The organism is Pseudomonas palmensis, from assembly GCF_049942755.1.
In the GTDB taxonomy this organism is placed as follows: domain Bacteria; phylum Pseudomonadota; class Gammaproteobacteria; order Pseudomonadales; family Pseudomonadaceae; genus Aquipseudomonas; species Aquipseudomonas palmensis.
Genome location: NZ_CP187958.1, coordinates 3,038,208 through 3,059,809, shown reverse-complemented (window position 1 = coordinate 3,059,809; position 21,602 = coordinate 3,038,208). Strand labels below are relative to the sequence as shown.

General features: G+C 61.6%; 19 protein-coding genes and 1 other RNA gene. 11 read left to right on the top strand and 9 right to left on the bottom strand.

Annotation, left to right across the window (positions count from 1 at the left end; genetic code table 11):
* Window positions 1-2: 2 nt before the first annotated feature.
* The 5 genes from carA to grpE all read right to left on the bottom strand — a co-directional run bounded on the left by carA (window position 3) and on the right by grpE (window position 6,114).
* Window positions 3-1,139 carry a glutamine-hydrolyzing carbamoyl-phosphate synthase small subunit gene (carA, locus tag ACPRTJ_RS14085; RefSeq protein WP_043863829.1) on the bottom strand — a complete coding sequence of 379 codons (1,137 nt, stop codon included), beginning with the start codon at window positions 1,137-1,139 and terminating at the stop codon, window positions 3-5.
* Between the two features lie 267 nt (window positions 1,140-1,406).
* The gene (dapB, locus tag ACPRTJ_RS14080; protein WP_058540555.1) at window positions 1,407-2,210 is read right to left on the bottom strand and encodes a 4-hydroxy-tetrahydrodipicolinate reductase; all 804 of its coding nucleotides are present in this window, start codon (window positions 2,208-2,210) and stop codon (window positions 1,407-1,409) included.
* Window positions 2,211-2,223: 13 nt separating this feature from the next.
* Window positions 2,224-3,348, bottom strand: coding sequence for a molecular chaperone DnaJ (gene dnaJ, locus ACPRTJ_RS14075; protein WP_043863831.1), 1,125 nt, complete (start codon window positions 3,346-3,348; stop codon window positions 2,224-2,226).
* Between the two features lie 192 nt (window positions 3,349-3,540).
* Complete coding sequence (gene dnaK / locus ACPRTJ_RS14070; RefSeq protein ID WP_043863832.1) at window positions 3,541-5,457, bottom strand: molecular chaperone DnaK; 1,917 nt, start codon at window positions 5,455-5,457, stop codon at window positions 3,541-3,543.
* A 102-nt stretch (window positions 5,458-5,559) separates the two neighbouring features.
* Complete coding sequence (grpE, locus tag ACPRTJ_RS14065; RefSeq protein WP_043863833.1) at window positions 5,560-6,114, bottom strand: nucleotide exchange factor GrpE; 555 nt, start codon at window positions 6,112-6,114, stop codon at window positions 5,560-5,562.
* 229 nt (window positions 6,115-6,343) lie between these two features.
* On the opposite strand from grpE, the gene recN reads away from it, so the two are divergent.
* Window positions 6,344-8,017, top strand: coding sequence for a DNA repair protein RecN (gene recN, locus ACPRTJ_RS14060; RefSeq protein WP_275728898.1), 1,674 nt, complete (start codon window positions 6,344-6,346; stop codon window positions 8,015-8,017).
* 108 nt (window positions 8,018-8,125) lie between these two features.
* On the opposite strand, the gene fur is transcribed toward recN, so the two are convergent.
* Complete coding sequence (fur, locus tag ACPRTJ_RS14055) at window positions 8,126-8,530, bottom strand: ferric iron uptake transcriptional regulator (protein ID WP_043863835.1); 405 nt, start codon at window positions 8,528-8,530, stop codon at window positions 8,126-8,128.
* Window positions 8,531-8,627: 97 nt separating this feature from the next.
* On the opposite strand from fur, the gene ACPRTJ_RS14050 reads away from it, so the two are divergent.
* Window positions 8,628-9,152 carry an outer membrane protein assembly factor BamE gene (locus ACPRTJ_RS14050; RefSeq protein ID WP_043863836.1) on the top strand — a complete coding sequence of 175 codons (525 nt, stop codon included), beginning with the start codon at window positions 8,628-8,630 and terminating at the stop codon, window positions 9,150-9,152.
* 57 nt (window positions 9,153-9,209) lie between these two features.
* On the opposite strand, the gene ACPRTJ_RS14045 is transcribed toward ACPRTJ_RS14050, so the two are convergent.
* Both ACPRTJ_RS14045 and ACPRTJ_RS14040 read right to left on the bottom strand, forming a co-directional pair.
* Window positions 9,210-9,521: an RnfH family protein gene (locus tag ACPRTJ_RS14045; RefSeq protein ID WP_078481341.1), complete on the bottom strand. Its 312-nt coding sequence runs from the start codon at window positions 9,519-9,521 to the stop codon at window positions 9,210-9,212.
* Window positions 9,514-9,948: a type II toxin-antitoxin system RatA family toxin gene (locus tag ACPRTJ_RS14040; RefSeq protein ID WP_043863838.1), complete on the bottom strand. Its 435-nt coding sequence runs from the start codon at window positions 9,946-9,948 to the stop codon at window positions 9,514-9,516. The genes ACPRTJ_RS14045 and ACPRTJ_RS14040 overlap by 8 nt, the downstream gene beginning before the upstream one ends.
* 170 nt (window positions 9,949-10,118) lie before the next feature.
* On the opposite strand from ACPRTJ_RS14040, the gene smpB reads away from it, so the two are divergent.
* On the top strand, window positions 10,119-10,601 hold the full coding sequence (gene smpB, locus ACPRTJ_RS14035) for an SsrA-binding protein SmpB (protein WP_043863839.1): 483 nt from the start codon (window positions 10,119-10,121) through the stop codon (window positions 10,599-10,601).
* Window positions 10,602-10,700: 99 nt separating this feature from the next.
* Here smpB and ACPRTJ_RS14030 read toward each other — a convergent pair whose 3' ends face one another.
* The gene (locus ACPRTJ_RS14030) at window positions 10,701-11,468 is read right to left on the bottom strand and encodes a GntR family transcriptional regulator (RefSeq protein WP_043863840.1); all 768 of its coding nucleotides are present in this window, start codon (window positions 11,466-11,468) and stop codon (window positions 10,701-10,703) included.
* Window positions 11,469-11,721: 253 nt separating this feature from the next.
* Here ACPRTJ_RS14030 and ACPRTJ_RS14025 point away from each other — a divergent pair, with 253 nt between their 5' ends.
* The 8 genes from ACPRTJ_RS14025 (at window position 11,722) to ACPRTJ_RS13990 (ending at window position 21,564) form a co-directional block, all read left to right on the top strand.
* Window positions 11,722-13,389 carry a lactate permease LctP family transporter gene (locus ACPRTJ_RS14025; RefSeq protein WP_043863841.1) on the top strand — a complete coding sequence of 556 codons (1,668 nt, stop codon included), beginning with the start codon at window positions 11,722-11,724 and terminating at the stop codon, window positions 13,387-13,389.
* 68 nt (window positions 13,390-13,457) lie between these two features.
* Window positions 13,458-14,603 (top strand): FMN-dependent L-lactate dehydrogenase LldD, encoded by a 1,146-nt coding sequence (gene lldD / locus ACPRTJ_RS14020; protein ID WP_043863842.1) that lies wholly within the window; start codon window positions 13,458-13,460, stop codon window positions 14,601-14,603.
* Between the two features lie 74 nt (window positions 14,604-14,677).
* Window positions 14,678-17,488: an FAD-binding and (Fe-S)-binding domain-containing protein gene (locus ACPRTJ_RS14015; RefSeq protein WP_426427037.1), complete on the top strand. Its 2,811-nt coding sequence runs from the start codon at window positions 14,678-14,680 to the stop codon at window positions 17,486-17,488.
* 147 nt (window positions 17,489-17,635) lie between these two features.
* The gene (locus ACPRTJ_RS14010; protein WP_043863844.1) at window positions 17,636-17,917 is read left to right on the top strand and encodes a hypothetical protein; all 282 of its coding nucleotides are present in this window, start codon (window positions 17,636-17,638) and stop codon (window positions 17,915-17,917) included.
* A gap of 101 nt (window positions 17,918-18,018) precedes the next feature.
* Window positions 18,019-18,410: a transfer-messenger RNA gene (gene ssrA, locus ACPRTJ_RS14005) on the top strand.
* 184 nt (window positions 18,411-18,594) lie between these two features.
* The gene (locus tag ACPRTJ_RS14000) at window positions 18,595-19,851 is read left to right on the top strand and encodes an integrase domain-containing protein (protein ID WP_426429122.1); all 1,257 of its coding nucleotides are present in this window, start codon (window positions 18,595-18,597) and stop codon (window positions 19,849-19,851) included.
* A 343-nt stretch (window positions 19,852-20,194) separates the two neighbouring features.
* Window positions 20,195-20,524, top strand: a complete 330-nt coding sequence (locus tag ACPRTJ_RS13995) for a hypothetical protein (protein ID WP_426427036.1) — start codon at window positions 20,195-20,197, stop codon at window positions 20,522-20,524.
* Between the two features lie 71 nt (window positions 20,525-20,595).
* Window positions 20,596-21,564 (top strand): DUF932 domain-containing protein, encoded by a 969-nt coding sequence (locus tag ACPRTJ_RS13990; protein ID WP_426427035.1) that lies wholly within the window; start codon window positions 20,596-20,598, stop codon window positions 21,562-21,564.
* The last annotated feature ends 38 nt before the right edge of the window (window positions 21,565-21,602 follow it).

The following is a 21,602-nucleotide window of genomic DNA, read 5'->3' as shown; positions in this document are numbered from 1 at the left end:
GCTCAGCGGCGCTTGGCCATGGCATCGATGAAACGATCAAACAGTGGCGCGACATCGGTCGGGCCCGGGCTCGCCTCAGGGTGACCCTGGAAGCTGAAGGCGCTCTTGTCGGTGCGCTCGATGCCCTGCAGGGTACCGTCGAACAGCGACTTGTGGATGGCGCGCACGTTGCCTGGCAGGGTCGCTTCATCTACCGCGAAACCGTGGTTCTGGCTGGTGATCATCACCACGCCGGTGTCCAGGTCCTGGACCGGGTGGTTGGCACCGTGGTGACCATGACCCATCTTGACGGTCTTGGCACCGGAGGCCAGGGCCAGCAGCTGGTGGCCCAGGCAGATACCGAACACCGGCACTTCGGTTTCGAGGATTTCGCGGATCGCCTGGATCGCGTAGTCGCAAGGCTCGGGGTCGCCCGGGCCGTTGGACAGGAACACGCCATCGGGGTTGAGCGCGAGCACTTCGCTGGCCGGGGTTTGCGCCGGTACCACGGTGACGCGGCAGCCGCGCTCTACCAGCATGCGCAGGATGTTCAGCTTGACACCATAGTCGTAGGCCACGACGTGGTACGGCAGCTCGGCGGCGTCGATGGTCGGGTGGCTGTCGGTCTTCAGGTTCCACACGCTGGAGCGCCACTCGTAGCGGCTCTTGGTGCTGACGACCTTGGCCAGGTCCATGCCCTTCAGGCCTGGGAAGCCGCGCGCGGCTGCGATGGCCGCCTCTTCAGAAATGTTGTCGCCAGCCAGGATGCAGCCGTTCTGCGCGCCCTTCTCACGCAGGATGCGGGTCAGGCGACGGGTGTCGATACCGGCAATGGCCACCACATTGTTGGCCTTGAGGTAATCGGACAGCGACATCGTGTTGCGCCAGTTGCTGGCGATCAGCGGCAGGTCACGGATGACCAGGCCGGCCGACCAGACCCGATCGGACTCGGCGTCTTCCGGCGTGGTGCCGGTGTTGCCGATGTGCGGGTAGGTCAGGGTAACGATCTGCTGCGAGTAAGAAGGGTCAGTCAGGATTTCCTGATAGCCGGTCATTGCGGTGTTGAACACCACCTCACCAACGGTCTGACCGTCGGCTCCAATGGCCTCACCGCGAAAAATGCTGCCATCGGCAAGGGCGAGTATGGCTGGCTTAGTCAAGAAGACCTCCCAAAAATAAAGCCTGAAGGGGCGATCGCAGGTTGCAAAAAAGCGGAATGACGTATAGACACGTCACCCCGCTTTCTTCGTCGAATTATCTGCGCGCTTTTAGTGGACACACTAAAGCTGTAGCTTACAGAAAAAGGCTTTTTCGGTCTACCACTGATGTGCCTGAAAGGCATGGGAATGCGACAGAAAGTCGCTTGTTTCAAACGCTCGGCCAGGGAGGCCGGCGAAGGGGCCGCATGGCAGCCCCTGGTGCAGCGATCAACGCAGGTCGAGCACGTCCTGCATGTCGTACAGGCCCGGCGCACGCCCATCCAGCCACAGCGCGGCACGTACCGCACCCTTGGCGAAGGTCATGCGGCTGGAGGCCTTGTGGGTGATCTCCAGGCGCTCGCCGTCAGCGGCGAACAGCACGGTATGGTCACCTACCACGTCACCGGCACGCACGGTGGCAAAGCCGATGGTCTTGCGGTCCCGCGCGCCAGTCTGGCCTTCCCGGCCATACACGGCCACTTCCTGCAGGTCACGGCCAAGTGCATTGGCCACCACCTCGCCCATGCGCAGCGCGGTACCCGACGGCGCATCCACCTTGTGACGGTGATGGGCCTCGATGATCTCGATGTCCACATCGTCGCCCAGCACACGCGCCGCCATGTCCAGCAGCTTCAGGCTGAGGTTGACGCCAACGCTGAAGTTGGCGGCAAACACGATAGGGATGTCCTTGCCCGCCTCGGCCAGCAGTTGCTTCTCTTCAACACTGAAACCGGTGGTGCCGATGACCATCGCCTTGCCCGCCTTGCGGCAGAACGCCAGGTTCTTCAAGGTCACCGAAGGATGGGTGAAGTCGATCAGCACATCGAACTCGTCGACCACCCGATCCAGATCACCCGACAGCGGCACACCAATACGCCCCAGCGCCGCCAGCTCGCCGGCGTCGGCCCCGACCAGCGTACTGTCCGGACGATGCACGGCGGCGGTCAGGCCCGCCCCCGGCGTCTGCTGCACTGCCTCGATCAGGGTCTTGCCCATCCGCCCTGCCGCGCCCATTACCGCTATACGTCGCATGCCCTGTTCCTTCTTACAGATCGCCGAAGAAGCGCTTCACGCCTTCGAACCAGCCATTGGCCTTGGGAGAATGGCAGCTGTCGCCATCCAGCGAAACACGCAACTCTTCGAGCAACTCACGCTGACGACGACTCAGGTTGACCGGCGTTTCTACCGCCACCCGGCACATCAGGTCGCCCGCGCCACCGCCACGCACCGGCGCAACGCCCTTGCCGCGCAGACGGAACTGCTTGCCGGTCTGGGTCCCCTCGGGGATCTTCAGCTTGACCCGGCCATCGAGGGTCGGCACTTCCAGCTCGCCACCCAGCGCCGCATCGGTGTAGCTGATCGGCACTTCACAGTACAGGTGCTTGCCGTCGCGCTGGAAGATCGGGTGCTCGCGCACATTGATCACCACGTACAGGTCGCCGGTCGGGCCACCCTGGGAACCTGCCTCGCCTTCGCCCGACAGGCGAATGCGGTCACCGGTATCGACGCCGGCCGGCACCTTGACCGAGAGGGTCTTGTACTCTTCGACACGGCCTTCGCCATGGCACGAATCGCACGGATCAGTGATGATCTTGCCCTGGCCGTGACAGCGCGGGCAGGTCTGCTGCACCGAGAAGAAGCCCTGCTGCATGCGCACCTGGCCAATACCGCCGCAGGTCGGGCAGGTCGAAGGCGACGAGCCCTTCTTGGCACCCGAGCCATCGCACGGTGCGCAGTTGACCAGCGTCGGCACACGGATGTTGACCGTGGTGCCGCGCACGGCCTCCTCCAGGTTCAGCTCGAGGGTGTAGCGCAGGTCGCTGCCACGCTGAGCGCCACCGCGACCACCGCCCCGGCCACCGCCGAAAAAGTCGCTGAACACATCACCGAAGATGTCGGAGAAGTTGGCGCCACCGAAACCGGCACCGCCGCCACCCATGCTCGGGTCGACACCGGCATGGCCATACTGATCATACGCAGCACGCTTGCTGGCATCGGAGAGCACTTCGTAAGCCTCGTTGGCTTCCTTGAACAGCTCTTCCGAGGCCTTGTCATCAGGATTACGGTCCGGGTGGTGCTTCATCGCCAGGCGACGATAGGCCTTCTTCAGGTCGGCCTCGCTCGAGCCGCGCTCGACTCCCAGAACCTCGTAATAGTCACGCTTTGCCATAATTCTTTGCACTCTTGAGGACGTTCGGCATACCTCGGCGCATACCGCGCTGTGCCGCCAGCATTCAAGCACGCTCGAATGCTGTAAAAATTCGGGTATTCCAGACACGCCAACGCGGGAGCAAGCCCCCGCGCGGCGACATCCTACCAGTCACTGCCGAACAGCAGTCAACCGGGCGACAACCTGTAGCTATTACTTGTTGTCTTTTACTTCTTCGAACTCAGCGTCGACCACGTCGTCGTGCTTGGGCTCTTCAGCTTCTGGCTGAGCACCGCCCTGAGGCTGTTCGGCCTGCTCGGCGTACATCTTCTGAGCCACTGGCGCGGAGACCTTCGACAGCTCTTCGACCTTGGCTTCGATGGCAGCCTTGTCGTCGCCTTTGACAGCGGCTTCCAGGGCGACAACGGCAGCTTCGATAGCAGCCTTCTCGTCCGCGGTTACCTTGTCACCGGCGTCGGCGACCATCTTGCGGGTCGAGTGAACCAGCGCGTCACCCTGGTTGCGGGCAGCGGCCAGTTCTTCGAACTTGCGGTCTTCCTCGGCGTTGACTTCAGCGTCACGCACCATCTGCTGAATCTCTTCCTCGGAAAGACCCGAGTTGGCCTTGATCACGATCGACTGCTGCTTGCCGGTCGCCTTGTCCTTGGCACCTACGTGCAGGATGCCGTTGGCGTCGATATCGAAGGTCACTTCGATTTGCGGTACGCCACGTGGCGCTGGCGGAATCTCGGCCAGGTCGAATTTACCCAGCGACTTGTTCTGCGCGGCTTGCTTGCGCTCGCCCTGCAGCACGTGAATGGTCACGGCGCCCTGGTTGTCGTCGGCCGTCGAGAACACCTGCGACTTCTTGGTCGGGATGGTGGTGTTCTTCTCGATCAGCGCAGTCATCACGCCACCCATGGTTTCGATACCCAGGGTCAGCGGGCTGACGTCCAGCAGCAGCACGTCTTTCACGTCACCAGCCAGTACGGCGCCCTGAATGGCAGCACCCATGGCGACAGCTTCGTCAGGGTTCACGTCCTTGCGTGCTTCCTTGCCGAAGAAGTCGGTCACCAGCTTCTGCACCAGTGGCATGCGGGTCTGACCGCCGACCAGGATCACGTCGTTGATCTTGCTCACGTCGATACCGGCGTCTTTCAGCGCGATGCGGCATGGCTCGATGGTGCGCTGAACCAGGTCTTCGACCAGCGATTCCAGCTTGGCGCGGGAAATCTTCACGTTCAGGTGCTTAGGACCGGTGGCGTCTGCAGTGATGTACGGCAGGTTCACGTCGGTCTGCTGGCTCGAGGACAGCTCGATCTTGGCTTTTTCGGCAGCTTCTTTCAGGCGCTGCATGGCCAGCGGGTCACCCTTGAGGTTCATGCCGCTTTCTTTCTTGAATTCGTCGACGAGGTAGTCGATCAGACGAATGTCGAAGTCTTCACCACCCAGGAAGGTGTCGCCGTTGGTAGCCAGTACTTCGAACTGGTGCTCGCCGTCGACTTCAGCGATCTCGATCACCGACACGTCGAAGGTACCGCCACCCAGGTCGTAGACGATCACGGTGTGATCACCCTTGGCCTTGTCCATACCGTAGGCCAGTGCGGCTGCGGTCGGTTCGTTGATGATGCGCTTGACGTCCAGACCGGCAATGCGACCGGCGTCCTTGGTAGCCTGACGCTGGCTGTCGTTGAAGTAGGCAGGTACGGTGATGACCGCTTCGGTCACTGCCTCGCCGAGATAGTCTTCGGCGGTTTTCTTCATCTTTTTCAGAATTTCAGCCGAGATCTGAGGCGGAGCCATCTTCTGGCCGTTCACTTCCACCCAGGCGTCGTTGTTGTCAGCCTTGACGATCTTGTAAGGGACCATCTGGATGTCTTTCTGAACGACTTCTTCGTCAAAACGACGGCCGATCAGACGCTTTACCGCGTACAGGGTGTTGTGCGGGTTGGTCACCGCCTGACGCTTGGCCGACTGGCCGACCAGGATCTCGCCGTCATTGGCGTAGGCAATGATCGAAGGGGTGGTACGAGCGCCTTCGGCGTTCTCGATGACCTTGACGTTGCCGTTTTCCAGAATGGAGACACAGGAGTTGGTGGTCCCCAGGTCGATACCGATAATTTTGCCCATGTTAACTCTCCCGAAACTTTGGATTTGGTTGCCGCAGCGGTGGTTGCCAACTGCGGTAGCACTTAAACGCTTGACACTTAAATGGGGGCCGCCAGGCTAATTTCAAGCCTTCTCGTCAATCGAGGGCGAAACCGGAGCCGGAGCCTTGCTGACCACGACCATGGCCGGGCGCAGCAGACGCCCATTGAGCTGGTAGCCCTTCTGGAACACCTTGAGCACGCTGTTGGGCTCGACGTCCGCACTCTCCTGCATGGCCATGGCCTGGTGCAGTTCGGCGTTGAACGGTTCGCCGTGCGGGTCGATCGCCTCGAGGTTGTAGCGCTTGAGGGTGTCGTGGAACATCTTCAGGGTCAGCTCGATGCCTTCACGCATCGGGCGGATGCTCTCGTCTTCGGCGCTGGACAGCTCCAGGCCGCGCTCAAGGCTGTCGATCACCGGCAACAGGTCACCAGCGAATTTCTCAAGGGCGAACTTATGCGCCTTCTCGACATCCTGCTCGGCGCGACGGCGCACGTTCTGAAGGTCTGCGGCGGTGCGCAGGGATTGATCCTGGGCCGCCGCCAGTTGCTCTTCGAGCACCTGCACGCGCGTGCTCAGCTCATCGCCGGCCGCCTCGGCGTTCAGATTCTGTTCATCCAGCGTCTGTTCGTCAGCCATAAAATCTCTCCTTTGCAATTTCGTCAGCGAACTTACTCGCACATCTGCCGGCTATATGGGGTCTGAAAATGCAGCTTCAAGGGCTGATGAACAGTCAGCAGCATTACCCTCATAACCCCTTGCGATCAAAACCCTTACCGAGCAACCGAATCAAACTAAGCACAAGCATTGTCAGGCGATTTCAAAACACTGTATAAATAACCAGACCTTACGCCTGGGAGCCGCCCCAATGCTGGTGCATCTTTCCGTACACAACTACGCCATCGTCGAACACCTGGACCTCGAACTCGCCCGCGGGATGAGCGTCATCACCGGTGAAACCGGGGCCGGCAAATCGATCATGCTCGATGCCCTCGGCCTCACCCTGGGTGATCGCGCCGACAGCGGCGTGGTGCGCCCCGGGGCAGACAAGGCCGACATCCTGGCCACCTTCGACCTGGGCGAAATTCCCGAGGCCCGCGCCTGGCTGGCCGAGCGCGACCTGGACACCGACGGCCCGTGCATACTACGCCGGGTGATCACCGCCGAAGGCCGCAGCCGCGGCTATATAAACGGCACGCCTTGCCCGCTGGGCGACCTCAAGGCCCTGGGCGAGCTGCTGATCGACATCCACAGCCAGCACGAACACCAGTCGCTGCTGAAGACCGACACCCATCGTCGCCTGCTCGACGAATACGCCGGCGCCACCGACCTTGCACGCCAGGTGCAGCTGGCGGCGCAGCGCTGGCGGCAGACCCGCCAGGAGCTCGAGCGGCTGAGCAACTCCGGGGACGAACAGCGCGCGCAGCACCAGTTGCTCAGCTATCAACTCGAAGAGCTGGAAAACCTCAACCTGGGCGAAAACGAACTTGAGCTGCTGGAACAGGAACACAAGAACCTGACCAATGCAGAGGCCCTGTTCGGTATCTGCCGCCAGGTCATCGACCATTGCAGCGAGAGCGACTCGGGCAATGTGCTCAGTGCGCTGACCGTCAGCCTCAATCGCCTGACCGCCGTACAGAATGCCCCCAAGGCGCTGGCCGAGGCGGCCAACATGATCGCCAGTGCGCAGATTCAGGTGGAAGAAGCAGTGGGCGAGCTCAACCGCTTTCTCGACCATTTCGACGCCGACCCCGCGCGGCTGCAGCAGCTGGAAGAACGTCTCGACGCCCTGTACACCCTGGCGCGCAAACACCGCGTGCACCCCAGCGAGCTGGCCGACCTGCAGCAACGACTGATGGAGGAGCTCGAAGGCCTCAACGCCAACGACGAGTCCATTGCCCGACTGGGTGACGAACTTGCCGCCTATGCCCGCCACTACCAGGAAAAGGCCTCGGAGCTGAGCCGCCTGCGCCAGCAGGCCGCGACCCAGCTGGCTGGCGCGGTGGAGCTTGAGATTCAGCGCCTGGGCATGCCTGGCGGACGCTTCAGCATCGAACTTCGCCCCAACAGTGGCGAAGACTTGTTGCCCCAGGGCCTGGAGCAGGTCGAACTGCTGGTCAGCGCCAACCCCGGCCAGCCGCTCAAGGCACTGGCCAAGGTGGCTTCCGGGGGTGAATTGTCACGGATCAGCCTGGCAATCCAGGTCATTACCGCTCAGACCTCGCGCATTCCGACCCTGGTGTTCGACGAAGTCGACGTGGGTATCGGCGGCCCGACTGCGGAAATCGTGGGGCAGCTGTTGCGTCGCCTGGGCGAGCGTGGGCAGGTATTGACGGTCACCCACCTGCCGCAGGTAGCCGCGCAGGGCCACCATCACCTGTTCGTGCACAAGGTGCGCAACAGCGATGCGACCCATACGGCGGTGGCGAGCCTGGGCAAACGTGAGCGGGTCGAAGAAGTGGCGCGCATGCTGGGCGGCATCGACCTGACCAAGGAATCGCTGGCGCATGCCAGAAAGATGGTCGTCACCAGCAAAGCCTGAGTGCCCCCGCAGGAGCCGGCCTTGCCGGCGTACAACATTACAGCCCCCACAAAGCACGAAGGCGACCCCAGGGTCGCCTTCAATGCCGTGCAATTCAAAGCAAAGTGCTTACTTTTTCTTGCGCACGTACAGCACGAGATTGTGATCTACCAACTCGTAGCCGTGCTCCAGCACGATTTCCTTCTGGCGCTTTTCAATTTCGGCATCGAAGAACTCGATGACTTCGCCAGACTCCACGTTGACCATATGGTCGTGGTGGCCGCCGTCGGCCAGTTCAAACACTGCATGACCGCCGTCGAAGTTGTGACGAACGACAAGACCTGCCGCCTCGAACTGGGTCAGAACACGGTAAACCGTGGCCAGACCGACGTCCTCGCCTGCCTCCATCAACGCCTTGTAGACGTCTTCAGCACTCATGTGGCGCTGCTCGGTGGAGTCGAGCATCTGTAGAATCTTGACTCGAGGCAGGGTCACCTTGAGACCGGCTTTGCGTAATTCGCTATTTTCAACCATGGTCAGCTTTCTCGCCGATGCTGCTTCGCAGCTTCTCTGAATACGGGTATGATCGGGGTTTACGTTGTCCAGCCAAGATAGTGGAAGTCGCCCACCGATGCAAAACACCAAGCTCTTGCTAACCAGCCTCACCTTTGTGGGACTGCTCGCACTCGCCGGTTGCTCGTTCCCCGGGGTTTACAAAATCGACATCCAGCAGGGCAATGTCGTCACGCAGGACATGATAGACCAATTGCGGCCGGGAATGACCCGCCGGCAAGTACGGTTTATCATGGGCAACCCTCTGATCCAGGACACCTTCCACACCAACCGTTGGGACTACCTGTACAGTCTGCAACCAGGTGGGGGCGAGCGCCAGCAGGAACGGATGAGCGTGTTCTTCAACGAGAACGACCAGCTCGCCAGCCTGTCGGGTGACTTCATGCCGGGTGTGAGCCGCGATCAGGAAATCCTTGGCGGCGCAGCGGGCACCACTGTCAGCCCTGCCGAAGGCGAGACACCTGCCAAGCAGGAAGCCCCCGCCAAGCCTGGCTCGCTGGAAGACACGATCCAGCGCGACGTCGATACCATCGAAGTCATCCCGGTTCCAGTGCCGGAACCGCTGGACACCTCGCCGCAGTAAGCAAGGCGCAGGCAATAAAAAGCCCGGATCATTCCGGGCTTTTTCATGCGCGGCGTTTCACCGCTTGGCCTTCTTGAACACCCTGGCTACCTTGGCCGCGCGCTGTTTGCGCACCTCCTTGGGGTCGATCAGCAGCGGCCGATAGAGCTCGATCCGATCACCCGCCTCGACCGGATGCTGCGACGCAACCACCTTGCCAAAGATACCCATCGGGCAATCCCCGATCGACACGCCCGGCAACTGCCCGGCGATGCCCGACAAGCGAACCGCCTCGCTCACCGACGTACCCGCTGGCACCTCCAGCGCCAGCAACAGCTGCTGCTCGGCGGTGGCGTAGACCACTTCGATGGGCAGCATCGGCTCAGCCATTGAGTTGCTTGGCCCGCTGGCAGAACGCATCCACCAGGGTGTTGGCCGCCTGGTTGAAGATCGGCCCCAGGGTGGCGCGCACCAGCGGCCCGGCGTAATCGAACGACAGGTCCAGGCTGATCTTGCAGGCCTTGTCGCCGAGTGCCTTGAACGTCCACAGCCCGTGCAGCTGATTGAACGGCCCCTCCTCAAGGTTCATCTCGATGGACTGCCCTGGCACCAACTCATTTCGCGTTACAAAACTCTGGCTCATGCCGCCCTTGGCCGCCTCGACTCGCGCTCGCATCAGGGTCTCGCTCTGCTCCAGCACCGTGCTGGAGGAGCACCACGGCAGAAACTCCGAATAGCGGGCGACGTCATTCACCAGGTCATACAGCGCCTGAGCGGGGTACGGCAACAGTGCCGAACGTTGAATATGGGTAGTCATCCAGGCGTCACTTCCAAAGCTGAGCGGTAAACACGATGCGAATGCCGAGGGGCGCCACATAGCGCATCAAGAGGAAAAACAGCGCGTATTGTCCGGGATTCACTCCAACGGCTCAAGCGTACCGCTACCCCGTAGCCGACAGCGCGACGACTGCCTATAATGCCGCCCCTATGGCTAAACAAAAGAAGCATCCGACAGGGACCATCGCGCAGAATAAAAAAGCGCGTCACGATTACTTCATCGAGCACAAGTTCGAGGCCGGATTGGTCCTGTCCGGTTGGGAAGTAAAAAGTCTGCGTGCCGGCAAGGCGCATCTTGTGGACAGCTACGTGCTGCTCAAGGACGGTGAAGCATGGCTGATGGGTTGCCATATCACCCCCCTGACCGCAGCCAGCACCCACGTGATCGCCGACCCGACCCGTACCCGTAAACTGCTGCTCAATCGCCGCGAGCTGGAGCGCCTGTTCGTGGGCGTACAGCAGAAGGGCTATACCTGCGTGGCCTTGTCGATGTACTGGAGCAAGCACTTGATCAAGTGCGAGATTGCCCTGGGCAAGGGCAAGAAGGAATACGACAAGCGCGATACCCAGCGCGAGCGTGATTCCGATCGCGAGTTGCAGCGCGCCGTGCGCAGCAAGGGCCGCGACGAGTAGGCACGCCTGCTCTAGCCACTTTGCCGGCAAGGCCGGCTCCTACAGGCCAAGCGAAACCCTGTAGGAGCCGGCCTTGCCGGCGAAAGCCGCAACGCTTGTCTAGCGCCCGTTGCGCCGCTCTGCCCGCGCGACCCGCTGCACTTCCTGACGCACCTCTTCGAGCACCTCCTGCACATACAGAATGTGCTGGCTCGACACCTCCCGTGCATCCTGCGCACGCCCTTCGACAATCGCCAGGTACAGGTCCCGGTGCTGCGCAATCAGCATGTCGCGGGTCTCGCTGCGTTGCTTGTACATACCGCCGATGTTGGTCACCACGTTGCGCTTGAGCAGGTCGAACAACCCGCGAATGGTATGCAGCAGCACCGCGTTATGGCTGGCCTCGGCAATCGCCAGGTGGAACGACGCATCCGCCGCCCCTTCCTCGGCGCGGCTCACCTCATCGGCACGCGCATAACAGTCCTGCAGCGCATCGAACGCCACCTTCAACCGCTCGCGATCCACCGCGGTGGCACGCAATGCGGCGTAATAGGCACACGACGCCTCCAGCGTATGACGAAACTCCAGCAGGTCGCGTTCGACCTCCGGATTGTTCTCCAGCAATTGCAACAAGGGGTCGCTGAACGTCGAACCCATCGACTGGGCAACATAATTGCCGCCGCCCTGTCGACTCACCAGCATGCCCTTGGCTACCAGCTTCTGGATCGCCTCGCGCAACGACGGGCGTGACACCCCGAACTGCTCGGCCAGTTGCCGCTCGGCCGGCAACCGCTCACCGGCGGTCAAGGTGCCTTCAAGAATCATCCCCTCAAGCCGCTCGACGATATCGTCGGACAAACGGCGTTGGCGGACCTGGTTGAAAACCATCACATGCTCTCCACAATCCCGAGTTCGTTCGGGGCCGCTTATTTTGGCCTATCGGTGCCCACGCCACACCCACCAGTTGGCGAATTTCGAAGCCGCTCAGCCGACCTTTTTTCAACCGTCCGACGAAAGTTTTAGCGGGGCAAATTGACACACCCACCACAGGGCTCTTAACCTAGCGGCTCGACATTGTAAATTGGTATGACCAATTAGCCAATGCCACTGCATGACCAACAACAATTAGGGGCCACCCCATATGCAAACCTGGCAACAACTCTATAGTCCGCTTGGTAGTCTCGGCCTGTCCGCCCTGGCGGCAGTCATCCCTATCGTGTTCTTCTTCCTGGCGCTGGCCGTGTTCCGCCTCAAGGGTCATGTGGCAGGCAGCATCACGCTGGCGCTGTCGATCCTGGTCGCCATCTTCGCCTTCCAGATGCCCGCCGACATGGCCCTGGCTGCTGCCGGGTACGGTTTTGCCTATGGCCTGTGGCCCATCGCCTGGATCATCGTCGCGGCGGTGTTCCTGTACAAACTGACGGTCAAGAGCGGCCAGTTCGAAGTGATCCGCAGCTCGGTGCTGTCGATCACCGACGACCAGCGTCTGCAGGTTCTGCTGATCGGCTTCTGCTTCGGCGCCTTCCTGGAAGGCGCGGCAGGCTTCGGCGCACCCGTGGCCATTACCGCTGCACTGCTGGTGGGCCTGGGTTTCAACCCGCTGTACGCCGCCGGCCTGTGCCTGATCGCCAACACCGCCCCGGTGGCCTTCGGCGCCCTGGGTATCCCGATCATCGTGGCCGGCCAGGTCACCGGTATCGACGCCTTCAAGATCGGCGCCATGACCGGTCGTCAATTGCCGTTGCTGTCGCTGTTCGTGCCGTTCTGGCTGGTGTTCATGATGGACGGCCTGCGCGGCGTCAAGGAGACCTGGCCTGCAGCCCTGGTGGCCGGCCTGAGCTTCGCCGTCACCCAGTACTTCACCTCCAACTTCATCGGCCCGGAACTGCCGGACATCACCTCGGCACTGGCCAGCCTGATCTCCCTGACCCTGTTCCTCAAGGTCTGGCAGCCCAAGCGCTCGATGACCACCGCCACCGGCAGCGTCGGTGCAGCCGTGGTCAACGGTGGCGGCAGCCAGCCTTCGCCTTACAGCTTTGGCGAGATCTTCAAGGCCTGGTCGCCGTTCCTGATCCTCACCGTGCTGGTCACCATCTGGACCCTCAAGCCATTCAAGGCAGCCTTTGCCGCCGGTGGTTCGATGTACAGCTGGGTGTTCAACTTCGCTATCCCGCACCTTGACCAGCTGGTGATCAAGACCGCGCCGATCGTCGCCGCCCCGACCGCCATGCCGGCGGTGTTCAAGCTCGACCCGATCTCGGCCACCGGTACCGCGATCTTCTTCTCCGCGCTGCTGTCGATGCTGGTGCTGAAGATCAACTTCAAGACCGGCCTGACCACGCTGAAGGAAACCTTCTTCGAACTGCGCTGGCCGATCCTGTCGATCGGCATGGTGCTGGCCTTTGCCTTCGTCACCAACTACTCGGGCATGTCGTCGACCATGGCCCTGGTACTGGCCGGCACCGGCGCAGCGTTCCCGTTCTTCTCGCCGTTCCTTGGCTGGCTGGGCGTGTTCCTGACCGGTTCGGACACTTCGTCCAACGCGCTGTTCAGTTCGCTGCAGGCCACCACCGCGCACCAGATCGGGGTCAACGACACCTTGCTGGTGGCCGCCAACACCAGCGGCGGCGTTACCGGCAAGATGATCTCGCCACAGTCCATCGCCGTGGCATGTGCGGCCACCGGGCTGGTTGGCAAGGAGTCGGACCTGTTCCGCTTCACCCTCAAGCACAGCTTGTTCTTCGCCACCATCGTCGGCCTGATCACCTTGATCCAGGCGTACTGGCTGACCGGCATGCTGGTTCACTAAAGTGAAAGAGGCCAGGCGCCCCAAGGGCGCCCGGCAGCTGCCCCTTTCAACCGACGCTGCGAGACACCATGATCATTTCAGCCTCTACCGACTACCGCGCCGCAGCCCAACGCAAGCTGCCGCCCTTCCTGTTCCACTACGCCGACGGCGGCGCCTACGCCGAGTACACCCTGCGCCACAACGTCGAAGACCTGGCCAGCATCGCCCTGCGCCAGCGCGTCCTGAAGAACATGTCCGAGCTCAGCCTCGAGACCCGCCTGTTCGATGAAACCCTGAGCATGCCCGTGGCCCTGGCACCGGTCGGCCTGACCGGCATGTACGCCCGGCGTGGCGAAGTGCAGGCGGCACGTGCCGCGGCGGCCAAGGGCATCCCCTTCACCCTGTCGACCGTGTCCGTGTGCCCGATCGAGGAAGTGGCCCCGGCCATCGACCGGCCCATGTGGTTCCAGCTCTATGTGCTCAAGGACCGCGGCTTCATGCGCAATGCCCTGGAGCGTGCCAAGGCCGCCGGCGTGACCACCCTGGTGTTCACCGTGGACATGCCCGTACCCGGCGCACGCTACCGTGACGCCCACTCCGGCATGAGCGGCCCTAACGCACCGCTGCGGCGCATGTGGCAGGCCATGACCCACCCCCAGTGGGCGCTGGATGTAGGCCTGCTGGGCAAGCCCCACGACCTTGGCAACATCTCCAAATACCGCGGTAGCCCCACCGGCCTGGCCGACTACATCGGCTGGCTGGGCGCCAACTTCGACCCGTCGATTTCCTGGAAGGACCTGGAATGGATCCGCGAGTTCTGGGATGGCCCGATGGTGATCAAGGGTATTCTCGACCCGGACGACGCGCGTGACGCCGTGAAGTTCGGTGCCGACGGCATCGTGGTGTCCAACCACGGCGGTCGCCAGCTTGACGGCGTGCTGTCCAGCGCCCGTGCCCTGCCGGCCATCGCCGATGCGGTCAAGGGCGACCTGAAGATCCTCGCCGATTCCGGTATCCGCAGCGGCCTGGACGTGGTGCGCATGATCGCCCTTGGCGCAGACACCGTACTGATCGGCCGTGCCTTCCTCTATGCCCTCGCCACCGCAGGCGAAGCCGGCGTGAAGAACCTGCTCGACCTGTTCGAAAAGGAAATGCGCGTGGCCATGGTGCTGACCGGCGCCAAGTCCATCAGCGAGATCACTCGCGATTCGCTGGTACGCGAATTCGGCGCCTGACCGCCTGCCCCATCACCGCCTGATTGTCCGGGGCACGCGGCGCGATAGACGCCGTGGCCCCGCGAGGAGTTTGCATGAGCCTGCCCACCGCGTTTCTCGACTCGGTTGAACGCCTGATCCCCCGTGAGCGCCGCTTCGACGACCCCACGTCTACCCTGGCCTTCGGTACCGACGCCAGCTTCTACCGGCTGATCCCCAAGCTGGTGGTGCGCGTGGAAAGCGAAGACGAAGTGGTGGGCCTGCTCCAGCTGGCCCAGCGCGACCGCGTGCCGGTGACCTTCCGCGCCGCCGGCACCAGCCTGTCGGGCCAGGCCATCAGCGACTCGGTGCTGATCGTGCTGGGCGACAACTGGAACGGTCGCGAGATTCGCGAGCAAGGCCGGCAGATCCGCCTGCAACCCGGCGTGATCGGCGCCCAGGCCAACGCCTGGCTGGCGCCGTTCGGACGCAAGATCGGCCCCGACCCGGCGTCCATCAACGCCTGCAAGATCGGCGGCATCGTTGCCAACAACGCCAGTGGCATGTGCTGCGGCACCGCCCAGAACACCTACCACACCCTGGCCGGCCTGCGCCTGGTGCTGGCCGACGGTACCCGCCTGGACAGCGAAGACCCGGCCAGCGTCGCGGCCTTCCAGAGCAGCCATGCCGACCTGCTCGAATCGCTCGCGCGCCTGGGCCGCGAGACCCGCGCCAACACCGAACTGGCCGCGAAAATCCGCCACAAGTACCGGCTCAAAAACACCACCGGCCTGTCGCTCAACGCCCTGGTCGACTACGACCAGCCACTGGACATCCTCAACCACCTGCTGGTGGGCTCCGAGGGCACCCTGGGCTTCATCAGCGCGGTTACCTACGACACCGTGATCGATCACCCGCACAAGGCGTCGGCGCTGATCGTGTTCCCGGACGTGGAAACCTGTTGCACAGCCGTCACCGTGCTGAAAAGTCAGCCGGTATCGGCCGTGGAACTGCTCGACCGGCGCAGCCTGCGCTCGGTGCAGGACAAGCCCGGCATGCCGGCCTTCGTGCAGCAGCTGTCCGAGGGTGCGTGCGCCCTGCTGATCGAGTCCCGCGCTGCCACCCAGACACTGCTGCACGAGCAGCTGGGCCTGATCATGGCCTCGCTGGCGCAATTTCCGGTCGAGAAACAGGTCGACTTCACCGAAGACGCCAAGGAAAACGCCAAGCTCTGGGCCATCCGCAAAGACACCTTCCCGGCCGTCGGCGCCGTGCGCAAGACCGGCACCACGGTCATCATCGAAGACGTGACCTTCCCGGTCGAGCAACTGGCCATCGGCGTCAACCGCCTGATCGAGCTGTTCGAGCGGCACCACTATGACGAAGCCATCCTGTTCGGCCATGCGCTGGAGGGCAACCTGCACTTCGTGTTCACCCAGGGTTTCAACAGTACCGAAGAGGTCGCCCGCTACCAGGCGTTCATGGACGACGTGGCGCACCTGGTGGCCGTCGAATTCGGCGGTTCGCTCAAGGCCGAACATGGCACCGGGCGCAACATGGCGCCGTTCGTCGAACTGGAATGGGGCCACGATGCCTACCAGCTGATGTGGACGCTCAAGCGCCTGCTCGACCCCAACGGTATCCTCAACCCGGATGTGGTGCTCAGCGACGACCCGCAGATCCACCTTAAAAACCTCAAGCCGTTGCCCGCCGCCGACGAGATCGTCGACAAGTGCATCGAGTGCGGCTTCTGCGAACCGGTATGCCCGTCCAAGGGGCTGACCCTGAGCCCGCGCCAGCGCATCGTGATGTGGCGCGACATCCAGGCCAAGAAGCGCGCCGGGGTCGATACCACCGCGCTTGAACGCGATTACCAGTACCAGGGCATCGACACCTGCGCCGCCACCGGCTTGTGCGCCCAGCGCTGCCCGGTAGGCATCAACACCGGCGAACTGGTGAAGAAACTGCGCGCCCAGGCTGCCAGCCACGTGAAGACAGCCGACTGGCTGGCGGAGCATTTCCACACCGCGCTAAGCGGCGCCCGCCTCACCCTGCGCGCAGCCAACGGTGCCCGCCGCCTGTTGGGCGCGCCACGTCTGGCCCGCATCAGCCAATCGCTGAGCAAAGCCAGCAACGGCCGCCTGCCGCTCTGGACGCCGGCCATGCCGCAGCCCCTGCAGCCCATCCAGTTCAGCCCGGCGAGCAACGATGCGCGGCCCCGCGTGGTGTACCTGGCGGCCTGCGTATCGCGCGTCATGGGCCCGGCCGCTGGCGATCGCGAACAGACCTCGCTGCTGGACAAGACCTGCGGCCTGCTGGAGAAGGCCGGCTACCAGGTGGTGTTCCCCGAGAACCAGGACAGCCTGTGCTGCGGCCAGCCGTTCGCCTCCAAGGGCTATGCCGAACAGGCCGAGCACAAGCGCCAGGAACTGATCGGCGCGCTGCTGCATGCCAGCCGCGGCGGGCTCGACCCGATCTACTGCGACACCAGCCCGTGCACCTTGCGTCTGGTGCAGGACCTCAAGGACTCGCGCCTGGACCTGTATGACCCGGTGCGCTTCATCCGCACCCACCTGGTGGACAAGCTGGAGTTCACCCCGCAGGACGCACCCATTGCCGTGCACGTGACCTGCAGCACCCAGCACCTGGGCGAGAGCCAGGCGCTGATCGACCTGGCGCGGCGTTGCAGCAAAGAGGTGGTGATACCCGAGGGCATCCACTGCTGCGGGTTCGCCGGCGACAAGGGCTTCACCACCCCCGAACTGAACGCACATTCACTGCGCAGCCTAAAGGACGCCGTGCAGTACTGCAGCGAAGGCATCTCCACCAGCCGCACCTGTGAAATCGGCCTGAGCGAGCATGGCGGCATCGACTATCACGGCCTGGTGTACCTGGTGGACCGGGTGACCAGAGCCAGGGCGCTGTGAGCCAAGGCGGCTCCTGCACACCGGCAGGAGCTGGCCTTGCCGGCGAACAGGCCATCTGCCACAACATCCGTCTGAACCCCTGGCATTGGCCGCAGTCCATGCAAATAGGCCCCTTATCCTGAGGCCTTCCCAGCCAAGGAGATTCACATGAAGCGTACTGCGATTACCGGACTGTTCCTCAGCGCCGCACTGCTAGCCTCGCCTGTGTTCGCGGCGGATAAAGACCTGTGTACCAGCAACCTGCAGAAGATCGACGACCAGATGGCAACCATGGGCGCGACCTCCGAAGGGCTGGACGATGCGCTGAAGCAGCACGTGGCTGACGCCAAGGCCGCGCAGGCGGCGGGCAACGACAAGGATTGCATCACCATCAGCGCCAAGGTGCTGTCGCGCCTCGAGAAGACCGACAAGGGCGGCAACGGTCAGTAACCTCGGTGGGCGACCGGACCGGTAGTCGACGTCGCCCGACCGATGGCGTATACTCCGTCACATGCACCCGAAACGGTGCTAGCGCTAGAGCAGTAAAAAATGGGGCCGATTAGGATTCGACGCCGGTGATGAAACTCTAGGTGCATGCCGAGTTGGTAACAGAACTCGTAAATCCACTGTTGCAACTTTCTATAGTTGCCAATGACGAAAACTACGAGGGTTACGCTCTCGCTGCGTAAGCAGCCGAGCCCGCTCTCCTGGTAGCTTCGGCTCCAGCAATCACTAGGGGATGCCTGTAAACCCGAAGTGATTGTCATACAGAACAGGATCGTCGTGTAGCACGTTGGGGGCAAAGCGACTAAAACTTACCCAACTCGTCCAAAGCACCCTGCCCGTCGGGCGGCTGCGGATTAACTCAATAGACACGGCTAAGCATGTAGTACCGACAGCGGAGTACTGGCGGACGGGGGTTCAAATCCCCCCGGCTCCACCAAATTTACATCTAAAGACGTCCACGGACGTCTTTTTTTGTGCCTGAAAGCCAGTAAATAAGGGGCTTTCAACGCCATCGGCGTCCACGGACGTCCATGAGCAGCTACACCTTTTGGCATTCCAAATGGCATTCCAAGCCCGCAGGTGCTAATTTTTGGAATGCCAAAATCAATTCTGGAATGCCAATGTGCGCACAAGCTACCCGCCTCTCTGAACTCAAAATTAAATCTGCCAAGCCGGCTGAAAAGGACTACGTCCTATTCGATGGCGGCGGCCTTCAAATGCGAGTGAGAAGCAATGGCTCAAAACTGTGGAACTTCAACTATCGACACCCTGTGACGAAGAAGCGCATCAACATGGGACTAGGAACCTTCCCTGAAGTCTCGTTAGCGCAAGCACGCAAGCGTTCAGTTGAAGCGAGGGAAGCACTTGCCCACGGCATCGACCCTAAAGAGAAACGGGATGCTGTGCTGCAAGCTAAACAAGCTGCGACTGAGCACACATTCCAGAATGTGGCGACGTCCTGGTATGAGCTTAAGAAAGATGCTGTGACACCAGCCTATGCTGAGGACATCTGGCGCTCGCTAACGTTGCACGTATTCCCGGACTTGGGCTCCACACCGATCTCAGCCATCAGCGCACCTCAAGTCATCAACCTGCTCCGGCCACTCGAAACCAAGGGCAGCCTTGAAACCGTGAAGCGGCTGACGCAGCGGCTCAACGAGATCATGACCTACGGGGTCAACTCGGGACTGATTCACGCGAACCCACTCAGCGGTATCCGCTCCGTCTTCAAGAAACCGAAAAAGAAAAACATGGCGGCACTACCCCCCGATGAGCTGAAAGAACTCATGGTGGCAATCGCCAATGCCAGCATAAAAAGGACAACCCGCTGCCTGATCGAGTGGCAGCTCCACACCATGACACGGCCAGTCGAGGCAGCAACCACCCGCTGGGCAGATATCGACATCGAGAAGAAGGTCTGGACGATTCCTGCGGAGCGCATGAAAAAGCGCCGCGCGCACATTGTCCCGCTCACGGTGCAGGCTCTTGCACTCCTAGAAGCGATAAAACCCTACAGTGGACATCGGGAATTTGTGTTCCCTGCAGACCGAAACCCTCGTACCCACTGCAACAGCCAAACCGCCAACATGGCGTTAAAGCGCATGGGTTTCGAAGGGCGCTTGGTAAGCCATGGCATGCGCTCTATGGCGAGCACCATCCTCAACGAGCACGGCTGGGATCCTGAATTGATCGAGGTTGCGCTTGCCCACGTCGATAAAGACGAGGTACGTAGCGCGTACAACCGAGCAGATTACATAGAACGCAGACGCCCTCTTATGGCGTGGTGGAGCAATCACATTCAGGAAGCTGGTACAGGCAATCTGTCGGTGTCAGCTATCAGAGAAAATCAAGATAAAAAAGTCGTCTCGATACGTTGACCCAACGTCAGCTCCTCGCCCAAAGCGGGCTACGGACATGATGCTACCTCACAGGGTTGCCGATGGTGACCCATTTGCTGTGGTTCACTTGGATCAGTTTTCGTTCATCAGGACCGCCAGCGTCCCAGTTCTTCATAATTTCATTATCGACCTTCCTCGCCCTCTCAAAGCCTGAGGGACCAATACCCGGTTACGTCTACAGCGCTAGATTAATCGACATTGGATCCAAAAATATTTCAAACCTATATCACCTCAATGAACGCCCCGCAGTATCGACTGCTGCAGAGGGATTTGGCGTGCCAGCTTCTACCTCGGCACGCTTATCACTTGAGAGGATCTGCACATGTATACCCCTTGCCCAAGCTGTAACTCTGGACGCGTCATCACTAAAAATATCGGTAAACAAGCAGGCGGCTTGATTGGTGCTGCAGGTGGTGCGGCCAGTGGAGCCGCTGGCGCCCTATCGGGTGCTGAAGTCGGTGCAGTGCTTGGTGTAGTCGGCGGGCCGGTAGGGATTGCCATTGGTGGTATTGCTGGAGCTCTTCTCGGTGGACTGTTTGGCGGAGTGGCAGGCGGGATAGCCGGGGCCACGCTGGGTGAGCAGATCGATGACAAGGTGCTTCACAACTACCAATGCCTGGGGTGCGGTTACAGCTTCAGCGTCAACCACTAAGCCGTCGTGAACACGCGTCGGCGGTTGATGAATCGACGCTCACTCCCATTCATTCGCAAGGAATCATTCCTATGGCTCATCTCATTGAAACCATGGCCTACGCCGGCGCTACTCCTTGGCATGGTCTGGGCAATCAACTACCCCGTAAACAGCCTATCGAGGTGTGGCAACGTGAAGCCGGCATGGACTGGCAAATCCAGGAAAGTACGGTGCACTTCAAGTCGGATACTGTCGGTCACCTTGGCACTATTCACTCTTTCCCCGAACAGAAAGTCCTCTACCGCTCCGACACCAAAGCACCGCTGTCGGTGGTCTCCCAGCGCTACCACACTGTGCAGCCGCGTGAAGTGCTGGAGTTTTATCGCGACCTCACTGAAGCCTCCGGCTACGAGTTAGAAACGGCCGGCGTGCTCAAGGGCGGGCGCAAATTCTGGGCACTGGCGCGTACCGGGCAAGGTGCAGAGCTGAAGGGCAACGACCAGGTCAACGGCTACCTCCTGCTGGCCACCTCCTGTGATGGCACCCTGGCCACCACAGCAACGCCAAACACCGTGCGCGTGGTGTGCAACAACACCCTGACAATCGCCCTGGATGGCAGCAGCCGCGCCATCAAAGTACCGCACAACACTCGCTTTGACCCGAAGACAGTGAAGAGGCAATTGGGCATCGCCGTCTCGCAATGGGACGAGTTTATGTACCGCATGCGCGCACTGTCCGAGCGCAAGGTACAGTGGCATGAGGCATTAGGCTACTTCATGAACGTGATGTGCGAGACCAGCCCGACCGGTGCTCTGCCAGAGCAATTGCCCAACGAGCGCGCCCTACGCAAGGTCCAGGAACTGTACGAGGGGCGTGGTCGCGGCAGCCAACTGGACTCAGCACGCGGCACCGCCTGGGGCCTGCTCAATGCCGTGACCGAGTACGTTGACCACGAACGCCGTGCCCGCAGTAATGAGTACCGCTTGGACTCGGCATGGTTCGGTCAGGGGGCTCAGATCAAGCAACGCGCCCTGAATGCCGCTCTGCAACTCGCAGCCTAACTCTCACTCACATCAATCCTCACGCCCGGTCAGCCTTG

Coding starts and splice junctions, on each gene's coding strand:
- ACPRTJ_RS14025 (WP_043863841.1), top strand. CDS start 11,722: ATGCAAACCTGGCAACAACTCTATAGTCCGCTTGGTAGTCTCGGCCTG.
- smpB (WP_043863839.1), top strand. CDS start 10,119: ATGGCTAAACAAAAGAAGCATCCGACAGGGACCATCGCGCAGAATAAA.
- ACPRTJ_RS13995 (WP_426427036.1), top strand. CDS start 20,195: ATGTATACCCCTTGCCCAAGCTGTAACTCTGGACGCGTCATCACTAAA.
- ACPRTJ_RS14050 (WP_043863836.1), top strand. CDS start 8,628: ATGCAAAACACCAAGCTCTTGCTAACCAGCCTCACCTTTGTGGGACTG.
- dnaK (WP_043863832.1), bottom strand. CDS start 5,457: ATGGGCAAAATTATCGGTATCGACCTGGGGACCACCAACTCCTGTGTC.
- ACPRTJ_RS14040 (WP_043863838.1), bottom strand. CDS start 9,948: ATGACTACCCATATTCAACGTTCGGCACTGTTGCCGTACCCCGCTCAG.
- ACPRTJ_RS14010 (WP_043863844.1), top strand. CDS start 17,636: ATGAAGCGTACTGCGATTACCGGACTGTTCCTCAGCGCCGCACTGCTA.
- dapB (WP_058540555.1), bottom strand. CDS start 2,210: ATGCGACGTATAGCGGTAATGGGCGCGGCAGGGCGGATGGGCAAGACC.
- ACPRTJ_RS14000 (WP_426429122.1), top strand. CDS start 18,595: ATGTGCGCACAAGCTACCCGCCTCTCTGAACTCAAAATTAAATCTGCC.
- ACPRTJ_RS13990 (WP_426427035.1), top strand. CDS start 20,596: ATGGCTCATCTCATTGAAACCATGGCCTACGCCGGCGCTACTCCTTGG.
- grpE (WP_043863833.1), bottom strand. CDS start 6,114: ATGGCTGACGAACAGACGCTGGATGAACAGAATCTGAACGCCGAGGCG.
- lldD (WP_043863842.1), top strand. CDS start 13,458: ATGATCATTTCAGCCTCTACCGACTACCGCGCCGCAGCCCAACGCAAG.
- ACPRTJ_RS14030 (WP_043863840.1), bottom strand. CDS start 11,468: ATGGTTTTCAACCAGGTCCGCCAACGCCGTTTGTCCGACGATATCGTC.
- dnaJ (WP_043863831.1), bottom strand. CDS start 3,348: ATGGCAAAGCGTGACTATTACGAGGTTCTGGGAGTCGAGCGCGGCTCG.
- fur (WP_043863835.1), bottom strand. CDS start 8,530: ATGGTTGAAAATAGCGAATTACGCAAAGCCGGTCTCAAGGTGACCCTG.
- ACPRTJ_RS14045 (WP_078481341.1), bottom strand. CDS start 9,521: ATGGCTGAGCCGATGCTGCCCATCGAAGTGGTCTACGCCACCGCCGAG.
- ACPRTJ_RS14015 (WP_426427037.1), top strand. CDS start 14,678: ATGAGCCTGCCCACCGCGTTTCTCGACTCGGTTGAACGCCTGATCCCC.
- recN (WP_275728898.1), top strand. CDS start 6,344: ATGCTGGTGCATCTTTCCGTACACAACTACGCCATCGTCGAACACCTG.